Annotated in this window: 19 protein-coding genes; 3 read left to right on the forward strand and 16 right to left on the reverse strand. The window is 32.5% G+C overall.

The features are described from left to right. Window position 1: 1 nt before the first annotated feature. From AC1RPK_RS06160 to AC1RPK_RS06175, 4 genes are all read right to left on the reverse strand, one after another. Window positions 2–373 carry a GntR family transcriptional regulator gene (locus AC1RPK_RS06160; protein ID WP_481761773.1) on the reverse strand — a complete coding sequence of 124 codons (372 nt, stop codon included), beginning with the start codon at window positions 371–373 and terminating at the stop codon, window positions 2–4. Between the two features lie 116 nt (window positions 374–489). Further along, window positions 490–2082 carry a CTP synthase gene (locus AC1RPK_RS06165; RefSeq protein WP_481761774.1) on the reverse strand — a complete coding sequence of 531 codons (1593 nt, stop codon included), beginning with the start codon at window positions 2080–2082 and terminating at the stop codon, window positions 490–492. A 220-nt stretch (window positions 2083–2302) separates the two neighbouring features. Next, a complete protein-coding gene (rpoE, locus tag AC1RPK_RS06170; RefSeq protein ID WP_481761775.1) occupies window positions 2303–2899 on the reverse strand; it encodes a DNA-directed RNA polymerase subunit delta in 597 nt (198 codons plus the stop codon). A 44-nt stretch (window positions 2900–2943) separates the two neighbouring features. After that, entirely contained in the window at window positions 2944–3384 is a 441-nt protein-coding gene (locus AC1RPK_RS06175) for a YwiB family protein (RefSeq protein WP_481761776.1), read from the reverse strand. A gap of 168 nt (window positions 3385–3552) precedes the next feature. Here AC1RPK_RS06175 and AC1RPK_RS06180 point away from each other — a divergent pair, with 168 nt between their 5' ends. Next, on the forward strand, window positions 3553–4920 hold the full coding sequence (locus AC1RPK_RS06180) for an HD domain-containing protein (protein ID WP_481761777.1): 1368 nt from the start codon (window positions 3553–3555) through the stop codon (window positions 4918–4920). Further along, entirely contained in the window at window positions 4910–5725 is an 816-nt protein-coding gene (gene yidA / locus AC1RPK_RS06185; protein WP_409021948.1) for a sugar-phosphatase, read from the forward strand. The genes AC1RPK_RS06180 and yidA overlap by 11 nt, the downstream gene beginning before the upstream one ends. A gap of 59 nt (window positions 5726–5784) precedes the next feature. On the opposite strand, the gene AC1RPK_RS06190 is transcribed toward yidA, so the two are convergent. Beyond that, window positions 5785–5943, reverse strand: a complete 159-nt coding sequence (locus AC1RPK_RS06190; RefSeq protein ID WP_481761778.1) for a hypothetical protein — start codon at window positions 5941–5943, stop codon at window positions 5785–5787. A 17-nt stretch (window positions 5944–5960) separates the two neighbouring features. After that, window positions 5961–6317 (reverse strand): DUF3899 domain-containing protein, encoded by a 357-nt coding sequence (locus AC1RPK_RS06195; RefSeq protein ID WP_481761779.1) that lies wholly within the window; start codon window positions 6315–6317, stop codon window positions 5961–5963. Between the two features lie 144 nt (window positions 6318–6461). Between AC1RPK_RS06195 and mscL the strand changes: the two genes are divergently transcribed. Further along, window positions 6462–6911: a large conductance mechanosensitive channel protein MscL gene (gene mscL, locus AC1RPK_RS06200; protein ID WP_409021944.1), complete on the forward strand. Its 450-nt coding sequence runs from the start codon at window positions 6462–6464 to the stop codon at window positions 6909–6911. A gap of 729 nt (window positions 6912–7640) precedes the next feature. Here mscL and AC1RPK_RS06205 read toward each other — a convergent pair. From AC1RPK_RS06205 to purR, 10 genes are all read right to left on the reverse strand, one after another. Next, window positions 7641–7805 carry a hypothetical protein gene (locus AC1RPK_RS06205; RefSeq protein WP_481761780.1) on the reverse strand — a complete coding sequence of 55 codons (165 nt, stop codon included), beginning with the start codon at window positions 7803–7805 and terminating at the stop codon, window positions 7641–7643. 891 nt (window positions 7806–8696) lie between these two features. Beyond that, complete coding sequence (locus AC1RPK_RS06210; protein WP_481761781.1) at window positions 8697–9212, reverse strand: hypothetical protein; 516 nt, start codon at window positions 9210–9212, stop codon at window positions 8697–8699. Continuing rightward, a complete protein-coding gene (locus tag AC1RPK_RS06215; protein ID WP_481761782.1) occupies window positions 9209–9847 on the reverse strand; it encodes an ATP-binding cassette domain-containing protein in 639 nt (212 codons plus the stop codon). The genes AC1RPK_RS06210 and AC1RPK_RS06215 overlap by 4 nt, the downstream gene beginning before the upstream one ends. A 16-nt stretch (window positions 9848–9863) precedes the next feature. Then, entirely contained in the window at window positions 9864–10559 is a 696-nt protein-coding gene (locus AC1RPK_RS06220; protein WP_481761783.1) for a hypothetical protein, read from the reverse strand. Then, on the reverse strand, window positions 10523–11221 hold the full coding sequence (locus tag AC1RPK_RS06225) for a hypothetical protein (RefSeq protein ID WP_481761784.1): 699 nt from the start codon (window positions 11219–11221) through the stop codon (window positions 10523–10525). The genes AC1RPK_RS06220 and AC1RPK_RS06225 overlap by 37 nt, the downstream gene beginning before the upstream one ends. Continuing rightward, window positions 11208–12026: a hypothetical protein gene (locus AC1RPK_RS06230; protein ID WP_481761785.1), complete on the reverse strand. Its 819-nt coding sequence runs from the start codon at window positions 12024–12026 to the stop codon at window positions 11208–11210. The genes AC1RPK_RS06225 and AC1RPK_RS06230 overlap by 14 nt, the downstream gene beginning before the upstream one ends. A 49-nt stretch (window positions 12027–12075) precedes the next feature. Further along, entirely contained in the window at window positions 12076–12489 is a 414-nt protein-coding gene (locus AC1RPK_RS06235; protein WP_481761786.1) for a hypothetical protein, read from the reverse strand. Window positions 12490–12976: 487 nt separating this feature from the next. After that, window positions 12977–13954 (reverse strand): ribose-phosphate diphosphokinase, encoded by a 978-nt coding sequence (locus tag AC1RPK_RS06240; RefSeq protein ID WP_481761787.1) that lies wholly within the window; start codon window positions 13952–13954, stop codon window positions 12977–12979. Window positions 13955–14044: 90 nt separating this feature from the next. Further along, on the reverse strand, window positions 14045–15436 hold the full coding sequence (gene glmU / locus AC1RPK_RS06245) for a bifunctional UDP-N-acetylglucosamine diphosphorylase/glucosamine-1-phosphate N-acetyltransferase GlmU (protein WP_481761788.1): 1392 nt from the start codon (window positions 15434–15436) through the stop codon (window positions 14045–14047). Between the two features lie 201 nt (window positions 15437–15637). Further along, complete coding sequence (purR, locus tag AC1RPK_RS06250; protein WP_409021938.1) at window positions 15638–16468, reverse strand: pur operon repressor; 831 nt, start codon at window positions 16466–16468, stop codon at window positions 15638–15640. Between the last annotated feature and the right edge of the window lie 59 nt (window positions 16469–16527).

Consider the following 16527-nt stretch of genomic DNA (forward strand, 5'->3'; position numbering starts at 1 on the left):
CTTAGTCCTCCTTTTCAAAATACGACTTAACCCAACCCTGAATCTCATCTTCTTGGACACCGAGATAGGTCACTTCTTTAATCGTATCTAACAATGCCTCACGATTTTTTTGGATTTGTCGTTCATCGCGATTGCTCTCATTATTGGCTTTGACATATGTCCCTCGACCTTTAACTGTCACGATTACATCCTGTGATTCTAAAACTTTATACGCTTTACTAACCGTATTTGGATTCATTTCATGAATTTTAGCCATTTCTCTAACTGACGGCAACTTGTCTTCTGTCTGCAAAATTCCTTTAAAAATATCTTCTTTTATACCTGATATCAATTGTTCATAAAACGGTTTACTACTCGTCTTATTAATTTGCAATTATCTCACCTCATCCATGTGTACTATAATACATAGTACACATATTAAATACAACCCTTTTAGACATAAAAAAAGAGATAATAACAAATTGTTATTATCTCTTTCAATTACATTTATTAAACTGTAGCGTTCACAAAGGCTTGGAATAAACCTTCTGGACGTTGTGGTCTTGATAAAAATTCTGGATGGTATTGAGCTGCCACAAAGAATTTATTTTCAGGAATTTCAACAACTTCAACTAAACGATTATCTGGAGATGTTCCAGCAAAAACCAATCCTTTATCAGCAAGTTGTTCACGGTATTCGTTATTAAATTCATAACGATGACGGTGACGTTCTTGGATAACTTCTTGATTATCATAAGCTGCAGCTGCTACCGTTCCTGGTTTTAATTTACATGGATATAAACCAAGACGTTGTGTTCCACCCATATCTTCAACATCTTCTTGATCTGTCATCAAGTCGATAATGTTATGTGGTGTTTCTGGAACAGCTTCAGTTGAATGTGCGCCTTGGAGCCCAACAACGTTACGTGCAAATTCAATACATGCCATTTGCATACCAAGACAAACACCTAAGAATGGAACATTATTTTCACGCGCATATTGAATTGAAAGAATCATCCCTTCAAGTCCACGATTACCGAATCCTCCTGGAACGATGATTCCATCAGCATCTTGCAACGTTTCAACAATATTACTTTCATCTAATTTTTCTGCATCAACCATTGTGATTTTAACATCAGCATCAACAGTGTATCCAGCATGTTTCAATGCTTCGGCAACAGAAATATAAGCATCTGGCAATTTAACATATTTACCAACCAACGCAATATTGATTGTTTTCTTCAAATTTAAAACTTGTGTTTCAAGTTTTTGCCATTCAGTCATATCTGCTTCTGGTGTTGTTAATTTCAAATGATCAACAACGATTTGGTCCATTTTTTGTTTTTGTAACGCTAAAGGAATCGTATATAATGTATCAACATCCATTGATTCAATAACGGCTTCTGGTTCAACATCACAGAAATTAGCTAATTTATTACGCATATCTTGCGAGATATGTTCTTCAGTCCGAACAACCAACATATCTGGTTGAATACCCAATCCGCGTAATTCTTTAACACTATGTTGTGTAGGTTTCGTTTTCATTTCACCTGCAGCTTTTAGGTAAGGAATCAATGTTGTATGAATATAAATAACATTATCTGAACCGACATCAGCTTTCATTTGACGTAATGCTTCAAGGAAAGGCAATGATTCAATATCACCAACAGTTCCACCTATTTCAGTAATTACAACATCAGAATCCGTTGTTGTTCCAGCACGCATAATTTTTTCTTTAATTGTATTTGTAATATGTGGTATAACTTGAACTGTGGCACCCAAATAATCACCACGACGTTCTTTTTGTAAAACTTCTGAATAAATTTTACCAGTCGTTACGTTTGAATATTGATTTAAGTTAATATCAATAAAACGTTCATAATGACCAAGATCTAAATCAGTCTCTGTACCATCATCAGTTACGAAAACTTCCCCATGTTGATAGGGACTCATTGTTCCTGGATCCACATTGATATAAGGATCAAACTTTTGAATAGTAACTTTCAAGCCTCTATTCTTTAATAAACGGCCAAGAGATGCTGCAACAATCCCTTTACCAATTGACGAAACAACGCCACCTGTAACAAATATATATTTGGTCATTATAAATCTCCTTTGGGTTAATTTTTGTGGGGATTCTGTGTTTGTGGCCTGATAGTTATTGTTCATTATGTCTATAAAAAACAACAAGCCCCCTAAGCCGAGTAGAATAATCTAATCAGTGTAGGGAGCTTGTATCAACCGTGCGTTTGTCCTCGCAAGAAATACCTGCGAGGCGCCCAAAAAATATATTACAGGGTTTTGACGAAATCGTCAAGTCCTTTTAATTATTTTCCTCGTCGTCTTCTGCATCTTCATCGGATATTTCAGATAATTGATCTTCAATACCTTCTGGTAATTCTTCTTCATCATCAGAATTACTATCAGCTATTTCATCTAAATCTTTATCATAACCTTTAATTTCTGTATCTTCATCATCATCTTCGTCGTCATCTTCATAAGTTGCATCTAAATCGTCGTCCTCAGGATCATCATCATTGTAATCAATAACGTCATCATCATCAGCGGCATCTGCTAAGAAAGCATTAACTTTCTTACGTTTTTTACGTTTAGGACGATCTTCATCGTCTTCATCTTCTACATGAGCAACAGCTTCATCGATTGAATCGAAGGGATACCATGAACGTAATCCCCATAAGTTCTCTCCAAGTGAAATGAAGCTACCATCAGCATTTAAATCTGTGTAAAATTGTGATAAGCGATCTCTCACTTCTAAATCATTTTTACCAAGATATGTTTGGATTTCATTAGTTAAGTCAGCAAAACCCATGACGTCACCATGTTGCGATAAGATTGCGTGAGCAACCTCGATCATTGATAACTCGTCTTTGTTTTGGCCATCGAATTGTTTAAGCTCCAACTAGCACACGTCCTTTCCAAAAGTCTACTCTTAATCATACATTTTTATGCCGTAAATTGCAATCGTATATTATAGTCTCCCAACAATTCACCGCTTGTTGTTAAGCGATAATCAATATCAAGTGATCCCGAAATTGGTTGGCTATTTAACTGACTTTTTAATTGCGTTGTTTCAATTTCAATTGGAATACGACCATACGCTGTTTTATAAACCCCATTAATTTTTTTTTGCGCTAAAAAAATTAATTTTGTGCGTATATCATCTGTTTCTCGAGTTAATTGAATTTCACCATCATCTTGCAATTTAAAGGTAACTGGATTTTTTTTACCAGACTCTGCGTCTTCTTCTTTATATCTGATATACATCCCATCGCCTAAACGAACGAGTTGTCCCGTTGTTTCGATGACATAGCGTTCAACTTCGCCTTCTTGTGTTTTAATTGTTTCCAAATGGATCGCAATTTGTTTATCTAACGTGATTGCCATACAACTTAATTCCTCCATTCACCTTATCGTTTCACTGTATTATAACTTAGATTTAAATGAATGTCGTTACCTATAATCATCATTATGTCATGACTAAATTACGAATGTTCGTTATAATAGAAGTATTACGAACTTATTTACTATCTAAATTTTCGAGGAGGGATTCTATTGCTCGAACAATCGCCGTTACTTGCTAGAGAAAAAGTGTTACGTGATCCTATTCACGATTACATTTATGTGCAACATCAAGTTATTTTAGATTTAATTAATACTAAAGAATTCCAACGTTTACGCCGAATTAAACAGCTCGGTACAACTTCATTAACTTTTCATGGAGCGGAACATTCACGTTTCACCCATTCCGTGGGTGTTTATGAAATCACACGTCGAATCTGCGATAATTTCCAACGAAATTATCCAAGCAAAGAAGCTGGCGACGGTTTATGGGACGACTCCGAAAAATTAGTGGCGTTATGCGCTGCTCTTTTACACGATATCGGCCATGGTCCATACTCACATACTTTCGAGCACATTTTCAAAACGGACCACGAAGCTATCACTGCTCAAATTTTAACTGATCCATCAACTGAGATTAATCAAGTTTTAGCAAAAGTTTCTGCTGATTTCCCAGAAAAAGTGGCAAGTGTTATTCAAAAAACGTACCCTAATCCACAAGTTGTCCAATTGATTTCGAGTCAAATAGACGCTGATCGAATGGATTACTTATTACGTGATTCTTACTACACTGGTACAAATTATGGTACATTTGACTTAACTCGGATTTTACGTGTGATGCGTCCTTATAAAGGCGGGATTGCATTTGATATCAATGGGATGCATGCCGTTGAAGATTATATTGTCAGCCGATTCCAAATGTACGTCCAAGTTTATTTCCATCCTATTTCTAGATCAATGGAAGTTATTTTAAGTCATTTATTAAATCGGGCTAAATACCTATACGAAAATAATCGCTTAAGTGCCGAGGATTCACCAAAATTATTGATTCCACTTTTTAAAAATGAATTTTCATTAGATGATTATTTACAATTAGATGACGGTGTTTTAACCACTTACTTCACGGAATGGCGTCAAAATACTGATAATATCTTAAGTGACTTAGCTGTCCGTTTCCTGGATCGCAAACCATTTAAATCAATCAAATTTGATGAAGAGACTGTTGATTTATTACCTACTCTAGAACGTCTTATTGAATCAGCTGGCTTTCAACCTGACTACTATACGGCAGAAAATGACAGTTACGACTTACCTTATGATGCCTATGATCCAACCAAAGATAAGCCGCGCACCCAAATCGAATTAGCTCAAGAAGATGGTTCACTTGTTGAATTATCTAGCGTCAGTGACCTCGTTGCTTCTATTACTGGTAAAGTATCAGGCGACCGTCGTTTCTTCTTCCCAAGAGAATTAGTAAAATCAGAGAACGATTTATTCACTGACATTTATACACAATTTAGAACTTATCTTAATAATGATACTTTAATCAACCCAAAGGAGAATACACAACATGACAATTAAATTAATCGCAATCGATATTGACGGTACTCTCGTTAATGATAAAAAAGAAATCGCCCCAGAAACTATTACTACTATTAAAGCTGCTAAAGCTGCTGGCATCAAAGTTGTCCTTTGTACCGGACGTCCTTTAACAGGCGTTACAAAATACTTAGAAAAACTCGGTTTAACATCAGATGATGATTTTGTTATTACTTTTAACGGTGCTTTAGTTCAAGTTTCAGGCTCTGGTGAAGTTTTAATTCATCATACGTTAGATATTAATGATTACAACATAATCGAAGAAACAAGTCGTGAATTAAACGTCCATGTTCATGCTGAAGATCAAGCATTAATGTATACACCTAATGCTGATATCAGTGAATATTCTGTGGCAGAGTCATTCTTAGTTCAAATGCCTATTCGTTTCCGAAAACCTGAAGAAATGGACAAGAATATCGTCATTTCGAAAATGATGTATATTGATTATCCTGAAGTTATTACACGTGTCGTTAAGGAATTACCCGCAAAAATTACCGATAATTATTACTACGTTCAAAGTGAACCTTACTTTTTAGAACTCCTAAACAAAAATGCCAGCAAGGGAAATGCCGTTATGTCCTTGGCTGATAAATTAGGTTTCACCAAAGACGAGGTTATGGCACTTGGTGATCAAGGTAATGATTTATCAATGATCCAAGCAGCAGGTCTAGGTGTTGCCATGGGTAACGCCATTCAAGAAGTTAAAGATAATGCTCAAGCAGTAACTGCTACTAACGTTGAGTTAGGTGTTGCTAAAGCAATCCAAAAATATGCATTAGCTGATTAAATAAATTAAAAACGGACCTAACTTTGAATAATCAAAGTTAGGTCCGTTTTTTTGGCGAATTATCTTCTAAACAACAATCGCATAAATTCTCTAAAAGATAACTTTGATTGCTTAAATTGTTTATATAATGATCCAGCATTTTCTGCAAATCCACCATCTACAAAGTATGCTCCTACAGCAAAACACAAAACGATGATAATACCCAAAAAAATATTCATGACATCATCTCCCTAGTTTAAATAGTCACTAATACAGCAATCAAAATCAATAATGCACCAACAATAAAACAACTACGCATCAATGGTGATATTTTAAGCGGACGATTTTTTTTACTTCCTACACTTTTAACATCAATTTTACGTTCATTATAATCTTCTTTAGATTCACCTTTATCTCGTCGTTTAAACCAGCCAGCGAATAGTTGTGCTTGGCTCAAAATTAATATAATGCCGACTAGAATTAATATAATGCCAATATAAAAATATACATTAGATAAAGAAAAACTATCCCCTCCAACACGGATCCAGATAATCGCAGTAATGATTGCCAGTACACTTAATAAAAATGTGACATTCCTTTTAGCCTGTTTCATGATAGTTAGTTCCTCGCTCGCTTTTAATTTGTGCTTTGATTATATCATTCAAACCTATTAACTCACAATTTTCAGTTCACTTATCCTATAAAATCCGTTATACTTTAAGATACAGTTAACCAAATTAAAGGAGACTCATCAAACATGTTAAAAGAATTTAGAGATTTTATCACTCGCGGAAATGTGATGGATTTGGCAGTCGCTGTTATTATTGGTGGTGCATTTACAACAATCGTTAAGTCTTTCACAACTAACATCATTGGTCCTATCATTGCACTTGTCGTCGGTAAAGTTGACTTGTCAGGGATCGTTCTCACAATTGGTGATACAACTTTCAAAATCGGACAATTTTTAGACGATGTCATTAACTTTATAATCGTAGCCTTTGTTATCTTTATGTTGCTTAAAGGAATCACAGCACTTAGAAATGCAACAAGTAGATCTAATGATAAGGAAGAAGAATCTTCAGAAACGACATTAACACCTACAGAAGAATATTTAAAAGATATCCGTAACTTACTAGCTGAAAGAGATAGTGACTTACCTCGAGAAGCATCAAAAAAAATTGAAGAAAAAATTGCAAAAGAAGACTAAATAATAATTAATAAAAACTTGATTCTGATTTTTAATCGGAATCAAGTTTTTTTATTTTACTTATATTTTATCTTTTTTACATCACATTTTCTTCACAACTACTTGTTATGATAACTTCATACCTTAATTAATAACTTTTAAATTTTAATTTATTTCCCCGAATAAATTAATTTAACTCATAACTAATTTCTCCCCTGAAATTAATTATCTCTACTCCCTTTTTCCGTCAGTCTCCCCGGACTGACGGTTTTTTTATACCCTTAAAATTAAAGTGTATCGACTATAAAATCATAATATTCAAGCGTTATAATCTGTAGTAATAAATAACAATCTAAGATTATTTTGGTCCCCCTTTTTAACATTACGAGTACTGTCTCTAATTAAATATACGTTTGAAGTCTAAGTTTAATGCCCAACCTAATTGGTTATATTCTCAGATTAGACACAAGACTATTCTGAGAATCGATTAGCTCTATAATAAATTAAAAAGAGAAGTCTCCAGATTGATTTCTGATTACTTCTCTTTTTAATTAGTTTTTATTCTATTTTTTTAACTTTTTTTCTAGTTCTAATATCTTTTTTGTTGTTAATTCATTAAGTTTAGCAGAACTAATTATTACTTTTCGTCTAGCTTTCTTATATTTATATAAACATACACATAAGTAAATGTAGAAAGCAATCCAAATACAAAATAATACTAAAGGCATAACAAGATAAACTAGATCATAACTATTCATTATTTTTCCCTTCTAATCTACTTATTTGTTCTTGTTGCTTCTTTTCCACATCATTAAGTTCGGTAATTTCTTTTTTATATTTCCGCATTTTTAAAATCATAAATACAAGCGTACCAATTAATAAAAATATTAATACTTTTATCTCAAATTCTATCATATTCTTCTCCTTCTATATTATTAAGGAACCTACAAAGACTATGAAAATAGTAACTAAAGTTACCCCAAGTTCTGCCCCAACACTAGTTACTGTACTAGACGTACTAAAAGCCATAGATATTTTGGGTAACTCTCCTGCATAATCAAAGTCAGGCTCTCTAAATTTTTTAATATAATATTATAATCTTGTACCGGATATGGATCACTCCCTATTCAATTAGACTCTTCATAAAGTATCTTAATTCCATAAATTATTTCACCTTTAATTAATTGACTAATTATTCAACCCTTATTCAATCAAAATATTATAGAATAGACTTGATAGGTTACAAACAATTCAAATGAATCTTTAATTTTCATTTACCTTCTGCTAGCCTTAAACAGTCTTATAAGTTATAATTTAACAATTCTTGAGCTAAAAGAACCATAGCAACACTTTCTTAAACTATATTTACTACCTTTTAATATACACTTTATCAATTTTAAAGGGTAGTAGAAAAGTTGTATTTAATAATCAGCTCAAATAGTGCTTTATTCTAAGAAAATCTTTATGTAAAAACTACTAAAATATTATATATCCTATACTTTCACCCCACAAAAAAAGTAATCATATTTTATCCTTTTTACGTCACATTTTCTTCACAACTACTTGTTATGATAACTTCATACCTTAATTAATAACTTTTAAATTTTAATTTATTTCCCCGAATAAATTAATCTAACTCATAACTAATTTCTCCCCTGAAATTAATTATCTCTACTCCCTTTTTCCGTCAGTCTCCCCGGACTGACGGTTTTTTATGTTGAATTTGAATACTTTAAGAATAGTAAAAAACAGCCCTAGCATTACCTGCCGGGACTGTCTAAATTAATTTAATTTACCTAGTGATATTCACTTAAAATCACTTTGATAGATATATTTTATATTAGTACCTGGTTTGGACGAAGTTAAAAACACTAAATTAAAAGAACGATTACCAGAGCCTTTTCTAATAATTGCTTTTAAAGTCTTATGATTTATCCCGACATGCAGCGAAGAATCAGATTCACCTTTTTCATTAAGCATATCAGATTGGGTCACATCATAAGAACTATTCATAACAAATAGCCCTCCGAGTGGAAAGTCACCATCTTTTTTTGATTCAATATCGACATCAATACTGTCATTGTAGTAAGCTTCGTCTGAGTCTTTAGTGACGTGATGCTTGATTTTAGTAAATACAAATTTTTCATTTACTATTTTTTGATGATTAGATGTTACAAACACATTCTTAATTTGACTGTTTTTATATTGTTCGGTTACTGCTGCATGAGCATTCCATAACCATACAGCGCTTGCTAGTAAGCAGATGCCTCCCAAAATAAGTAATCCTCTCTGACTTAGTTTCCACGAATTTTTATTTTTCATTTTAGAATAACTCTACCTTCTGAAATGTGAATGATTTTATCACTCACTTCGTTTAAGAAAACACTATCATGATTAGAAATAAGGATTGTTTTCCCTGCTGCTTTTTGATCGATAATTAACTGACGCAAAAAGTCTTTTCCACTATCGTCTAGTGCATTACTAGGTTCATCTAATATTAAAATAGGTGCATCATTGATTAAACAACAAGCAATTGAGGCCCTTTTCTTCATTCCTAATGAATAGTGTTTAATCGCACGCTTATCATTAGGATCTAGTCCAACATAAGTTACCATTTCGTTCAATTCATTCTTAGTCATTTTATGACTATTTAGTTGATTAATTAAGTCCAAGTTTTTAAGAACTGAAAAATCTTCTAACATACCAATACTATCCATAGAAAAAGCAATGCTGCTTGAAAAAAGTTCATCTACTCTGATATATTTTCCATTAACCCAAACTTCACCTTCAGTAGGCTTTACAAACCCAATAATCGTATTAAATATCATGGATTTCCCAGCACCATTTGGCCCACTGAATCCACAAACGATTCCTTCTTCAATTGATAAATTGATATCTACTAAAATATCTTTTTGCTTAATTCTTTTGGAAATGTTTTTCAACTCTATTATTTTCATTTTTACACTACTTTCTTTAAATAAAATCAATATCTTTAATTTTTATAAGTGAGATAATGATGCAACTCAATATAATCGTTAATAAAATTATAATGTTAACCGAATTATGATTAGGGTTAAATCTAGAGAGCATTGTTGCGTCTATAATGGATATGTGAGAAATATAAACATCTAATATTATGACTGCTAAACTCCCTATTAAGGGTAGTATAAAATCATCTAATAAAAATGACGCTGTTGATAACAATACAAGATAGGTGAAACTAAATATAAATAGATAACTATAGAAAGCTAAATGTGAGATACCAAAACCGTTTATAATCACTATCAAAAAATAAAAAAAACTATTATAAATTCCTAACATCAATAAATTGCTAAATAAATAATTTTTATATCCAATATTATGTAGAATTTTAAAATCTGATTTCCATAGTAACATTTGTGAATTTCCAATAGCTAATGCTGGAGAAATCACAAAGATGAACCAAAATAAAGGAAAAGATTCTCCCTCAGTATCTAACGAAGCACCATATAGTAAGCTCGTCATACCACTCACTTGATCTCTTTTGCACAATATGATCATCATCGTTAGCATAATAAAAATGAGCACCGTACGCCATTTAGAATAATAAATCGTTAAATAAATATTTCTAAAAACTAAGATACTGAAAAACTTCAATTTATAGAGTATTCTTTTTTTGATAAAATCCATCTTTGAAAAACCTCCAAAATAATAAAAAAGAGTAGTATAAAGAATATATTTTGAATTAAATATAACGTGTTAACACTATATCCAAGACTGATTATGCCATGATTAAAAAACAATCTAATCCCTCTTTCGTTCAAAAATATTTCTAATTGATAATAACCATAAATTAAAAATAACGATATAATTTTATTTCCTGTGAGGCAATAAAAGGACGCTATTAAATTATAAAAAACATACATTGCGATAAAATAAATAACCATTGTAACTAGCTGATAGCCATTTATATTATATTTTAAATTATCCTTATTTAAAATTAAAAAAAGGATTCCAGAGATAACAAATGCACAAATATATATGGCATAAAAGTAATTCACTTGTACTCTCAAAAAAGAAAAAGGTTTTCTTATATAATACATAATTGGAAATTTAGAACCCTGAAAGGGTAATAATATCAATATTGGAAAGAAAAGAATCATTATATTTTCAATATTTAAACTATTTTGTAGTCCTCCTTGGACTACGTCAATAAAGGAACTATTCTTTTCATTACCTAAAAATAAATAATATTCAAAAAGAGATAAAATAATTAATAAACAGAACGTAAGAATATCTATTACCCAGTCACGAGACCGTTTAGTTTTTAAATATATTTTAAATAATCGCATTACGTTTTACTCCCATAAAATTAAAAAGATAAGCTACAATGAGAACCAAAAACAAAATCCCCATAATAAATGATAAAGGAGGTAGGCCCTCCGCGGGTCCTCCTACCATAGGAAGCGACAAAGGTGCAGCAAGATAAAAAGGAAATACAGCAGCTAAAACACTTATAAATAAGCACAGTAAAAAACTAAAACTAACCACACTATAAATTGTTTTTACATATAAACTAACACTCGCGGCAACTACAGAAAAAACACCTGCGAACAAACCTGCAAGTAAAATATAAAATAAAATCCCCGTATATGATTGCTGGAAAAGGTCCTTCATAAAATATGTTGAATTCGATGCAAGTCCCAGATTATTATTTAATACAGCATCTAATGGTTGATTAGGGAATAAACACCATGCTACTAATAAATCCAATAATAAAGGTAGTATCCCAATCAAAAATCCTGAAATAAAGCTTAAGCTAAATGAATGAATAGAATAATTAATAATTCCCTTTTTTTGTACATATTGTTTAATAAAACCTGTTTGTTTATCCTCGAAGACAATTAGATTCAAACCAATCACTGAAAATAAAGGTAATAACAAATAAAATAAAGCTGAAAAATCGCTACCAGTACCACCTATACCTATCCATGTTGTAATCACAGTAAAAGTTAAATTAGAACCATCTAGATAAGTCCTATTAGGTAACATATCCATAGACACGTGAACTACTATTAAAGCAAAACCCACTAATATGCCATAAAAATATTGTTTCTTCGCCATACGCGACAGCCAATAAGAATTCATTTTTTTCACACCAATCTTTTATTTTAATATAATGCGTAAGAGAGCACATTATTTCTTCTTATCTATCAGGTTTCCAATTACCATCAGCACTACCATATGCATGAATACTATTTACAATATATGCATTGTTTCCTGTTCCATACCACTCTACTAAATAATTAGTTAATTTTGTCTGTCCTTTAGATTTAATAACATATTTTTTTCCTTTAGAAACAGATACATTTCCTGTACGACCAGCCTTATAAGAGTGTCCCCAAGCTTCCACACGTATTTTTCCCGATATCTTTTTGATGTTTAATTCATACGCAGTTTTACTCCACTTTTGAATTCTATAAGTTTCGTCCCAAGGATCATTCCATCTATTAGCAAGATGAACATAATTCGGATTGTTAGCCTCTACACGATCTGAACTTAAAATTGCTATACCAAAAACACATATTGCAACTAAAATAAATGACATTAATTTTTTCATAAAAACTCCTTAAAATTCTCCCTTACGCATTTAATATTATATATAAATAATTAACTCAAAACAATAATATTCAAGTTAAAAAAGACTTTTATAATTTATATATAATATAAAATTAATGCTAATATTAATAAAAAATCACTTTAATGTTGTTTATCATTCTTAGTAAGATCTATTAAGTCCTAAGATATTCAAGTAAACAGACTGCTTACTACTCTAACGTACTAACTACGAGAAGAACTTTCTTCCTTTTTACGTCACATTTTCTTCACAACTACTTGTTATTATAACTTCATACCTTAATTAATAACTTTTAAATTTTAATTTATTTCCCCGAATAAATTAATCTAACTCATAACTAATTTCTCCCCTGAAATTAATTATCTCTACTCCCTTTTTCCGTCAGTCTCCCTGGACTGACGGTTTTTTTATGTCCTAAATTTGGATACAAAAAAAGTTAGACAACATTAGTTATCTAACTTTCTTAACTTTATTTTTCATTATGGAAACGATTTTTAAATAATGGACTAACTGGTTTGTTTTCATGAATTCTCGTGATTGCATCCCCAATTAATTGACCCACTGAAATTTGAACTAATTTATCAATTTTCTTATCTTCAGGTAACTGAATTGAATCTGTTACGATAAATTGCTTAATAGGTGATTTTGCAATTCTTTCAACAGCTGGACCTGATAAAACCGGATGAGTTGCACTTGCGTACACTTCAGTTGCACCGGCATCCATTAAAGCCTGAGCAGCAAGCGTAATTGTTCCTGCCGTATCAACCATATCATCAATTAAGATACAACGTTTGCCTTCAACGGTACCAATAATGTTCATCACTTCAGCAACGTTAGCTTTAGGACGACGTTTATCAATAATTGCAATAGGTGCTTTCAAGAATTCTGCTAATTTACGAGCACGTGTCACTCCACCATGATCAGGTGAAACGACAACAGAATCTTTATCTAATCCTTCGGTTAAGAAGTAGTCAGCTAATAAAGGTGCACCCATTAAATGATCAACTGGGATATCAAAGAATCCTTGAATTTGAGCAGCATGCAAATCAAGCGCTAAAATTCTTGTTGCACCAGCTTTTTCTAACATGTCAGCAACTAATTTTGCTGTAATTGGTTCCCGTGAACGTGCTTTACGATCTTGACGAGCATAACCATAGTAAGGAATAACGACATTAATTGATTTAGCACTTGCGCGACGCAAAGCATCAATCATAATTAATAATTCCATAATATTGTCATTGACGGGTGCAGATGTTGATTGAACAATGTAAACATGATCTCCACGAATACTTTCTTCAATATTAATTCTGATTTCACCATCACTAAAGCGATCTACAGAGGTTTTACCTAATTTAACACCAACAGCATCAGCAATTTTTTCAGCCAATGGTTTATTCGAGTTCAAAGCAAAAATTTTCAACTTTGGATCAAAATAATGTTCTGACATATGTGCCTCCAGTTATTTAATTTTCCCTACTTAAAATTTTAAATATTAATCAAGTAAATTGCAAGTTAAAATCCGATAAGAATTCGCTTACTAATCAATTTCTGGTGCATGAGCTACTGGTAATTTGTCAAAATAACCTTTTTTATTCACTTGACGACCACGAGCAATACCCATATCGTGTGAATCAATATTATCTGTAATTGTTGATCCGGCAGCGATAAATACATGATCACCAACTTCTAGTGGTGCAACTACATTAGATCCACTACCAATAAATGAATGATCACCAATGTTGGTATGGTGTTTATTAACGCCATCATAATTAACAAAAACGACGCCGCAGCCGACATTAATATCTTTACCTAAAGTGGCATCCCCGACATAAGTCAAATGACCAACTTTAGTACTCTTACCGATAGTTGCATTTTTAATTTCTACAAAATTACCGATATGAGCAGCTTCACCAATATGTGCTTGAGGACGTAAGTGACTGTATGGTCCAATGTTACTCATTGTTTCCATTTCAGAATCTTCAAGATATGATGACGTAACAGTTACCTTATCATGAATAATACTATCAATAATTTCAGAATGAGCACCAATGACACAATCTTCACCAATGACTGTATTACCTTTTAAGTAAACGCCTGGTTCTACAATTGTATCTGAACCAATTTTAACATTATATTCGATGTAAGTCGTCTCAGGATCAACTAAAGTCACACCATTGCGCATATGTTTTTCGTTAATCCGGCGTTGCATAACTTTAGTTGCAGCAGATAAAGCCACACGATCATTTACACCCATTGATTCAGAGAAATCTTTCATGCGGTAAGCTGCGACTATCTTACCTTGTTTTTTAAGAATTTCCATAACGTCAGTTAAGTAATATTCACCTTGTGCATTATCATTTGTTACTTCATGTAAAGCTTCAAATAAAGTTTTATTATCAAAACAGTACACACCTGTGTTAATTTCTTGAACATTAGCTTCTTGAATTGTGGCATCTTTTTGTTCAACAATTTTTTCAACAATCCCAATATCATTACGAATAATTCGACCGTAACCCGTTGGATCTTCTGCTTGTGCTGTTAGAACAGTTGCAGCAGCACCTTTTTCTTTATGATATTCAAATAATTCACCAAATGTTTTGGCAGTAAGTAACGGTGTATCACCATTAGCAATAATGGTCATACCCTCTTTATCTTTTAAGATTTTTTCTGCTTGAAGGACAGCATGACCAGTTCCCAATTGTTCTGCTTGAAGAACATATTCTGAGCGATTGCCTAACGTTTCTTCAACCTGCTCAGCACCATGTCCCACAATAGTAACAACTTCATCCATATTATTTGCTTCAATTTCCGATAAAACGTGGTCAACCATTGGACGCCCAGCAATCGGATGTAACACTTTATATAGTTTAGATTTCATTCTTGTACCTTTACCGGCAGCAAGAATAATGGCATATTTAGCAACTGTCATTAGATAGTCTCCTCCAATTATATTCTAATATTCTACCTTAATAATAGCTTAAACCCGTATGCGTTGCAAGATTTCGAATAAATATGCTTACTTTATTCGAAATTAAAAAACACTTGATTTTAAATTATTATTGGAATTTTCTAAAAAAAACTTAATGTTAAATTTAACATTAAGTTTTCATATAAATTATCTATTAACTTTTTATTTTTTAAATGTTTTTGTTAAATAATTTCCTTCACTAACATGAATGGTTTTGTCTGTATGATTAATTTCATCAACTTTTAACAATGAACTATAATCATCAACAATTCGGTCACCACTAAAGGCGCCCTCAGCGAAAACGGAAATACCGACTAAGTTTGCTTCAAACTCTTCGATTAAACTCTTCATTCCGTTAACTGTGCCGCCACCCTTCATGAAATCATCTACGATTAATACGTTAGCACCACGTTTTAAACTACGCTTTGATAATTCCATTTTTTCAATACGTTCACTCGAGCCAGATACATAGTTAACACTAACGGTTGAACCCTCGGTAATTTTTGAATCGCGACGCACAATAACAAATGGCACATTCAAAAATGTTGAGACACTTTGTGCGATGGGTACACCTTTAGTTGCAACTGTCATAACGGCATCAATTTTTTGGTCTAAGTACTCTGTTGCAATCAAGCGTCCTACTTGACGTAAAACGTCAGGACGGCCAAGTAAATCAGATAGATAGACATAGCCACCAGGTAATAACCGATCTTTTTCTGATAACTCCTCAGTCATTGATTCAATAAATTCACGTGCTTCTGCTTCATCAATAGATGGAATAAAACGTGCACCGCCAGCTGCGCCAGGAATTGTTTCTAGCGTTCCCGTGCCTCGCTCTCTAACTGTACGTTTTACAATCGCAAGATCTTCACTGATTGATGATTTAGCTGATTCATAGCGTTTTGAGAAATACGTCAAAGAAACCAACGTATGTGGTCTTTCTAGCAAATAACGAGTCATATCAATTAATCGATCGCTTCTTCTTGTTTTCATATATATATCAGGCCTTTCTTTTAAACATATCTAGTATTCAAAGTGTGATTTTCATTATA

The organism is Dellaglioa sp. CoH-55-MRSF-6 (assembly GCF_056782215.1).

Bases quoted from the DNA above. Each gene is read 5' to 3' on its own strand.
- AC1RPK_RS06165 (WP_481761774.1), bottom strand. From the start codon at position 2,082: ATGACCAAATATATATTTGTTACAGGTGGCGTTGTTTCGTCAATTGGT.
- AC1RPK_RS06175 (WP_481761776.1), bottom strand. From the start codon at position 3,384: ATGGCAATCACGTTAGATAAACAAATTGCGATCCATTTGGAAACAATT.
- yidA (WP_409021948.1), top strand. From the start codon at position 4,910: ATGACAATTAAATTAATCGCAATCGATATTGACGGTACTCTCGTTAAT.
- AC1RPK_RS06190 (WP_481761778.1), bottom strand. From the start codon at position 5,943: ATGAATATTTTTTTGGGTATTATCATCGTTTTGTGTTTTGCTGTAGGA.
- AC1RPK_RS06195 (WP_481761779.1), bottom strand. From the start codon at position 6,317: ATGAAACAGGCTAAAAGGAATGTCACATTTTTATTAAGTGTACTGGCA.
- mscL (WP_409021944.1), top strand. From the start codon at position 6,462: ATGTTAAAAGAATTTAGAGATTTTATCACTCGCGGAAATGTGATGGAT.
- AC1RPK_RS06205 (WP_481761780.1), bottom strand. From the start codon at position 7,805: ATGATAGAATTTGAGATAAAAGTATTAATATTTTTATTAATTGGTACG.
- AC1RPK_RS06210 (WP_481761781.1), bottom strand. From the start codon at position 9,212: ATGAAAAATAAAAATTCGTGGAAACTAAGTCAGAGAGGATTACTTATT.
- AC1RPK_RS06215 (WP_481761782.1), bottom strand. From the start codon at position 9,847: ATGAAAATAATAGAGTTGAAAAACATTTCCAAAAGAATTAAGCAAAAA.
- AC1RPK_RS06220 (WP_481761783.1), bottom strand. From the start codon at position 10,559: ATGGATTTTATCAAAAAAAGAATACTCTATAAATTGAAGTTTTTCAGT.
- AC1RPK_RS06225 (WP_481761784.1), bottom strand. From the start codon at position 11,221: ATGCGATTATTTAAAATATATTTAAAAACTAAACGGTCTCGTGACTGG.
- AC1RPK_RS06235 (WP_481761786.1), bottom strand. From the start codon at position 12,489: ATGAAAAAATTAATGTCATTTATTTTAGTTGCAATATGTGTTTTTGGT.
- AC1RPK_RS06240 (WP_481761787.1), bottom strand. From the start codon at position 13,954: ATGTCAGAACATTATTTTGATCCAAAGTTGAAAATTTTTGCTTTGAAC.
- glmU (WP_481761788.1), bottom strand. From the start codon at position 15,436: ATGACAGTTGCTAAATATGCCATTATTCTTGCTGCCGGTAAAGGTACA.
- purR (WP_409021938.1), bottom strand. From the start codon at position 16,468: ATGAAAACAAGAAGAAGCGATCGATTAATTGATATGACTCGTTATTTG.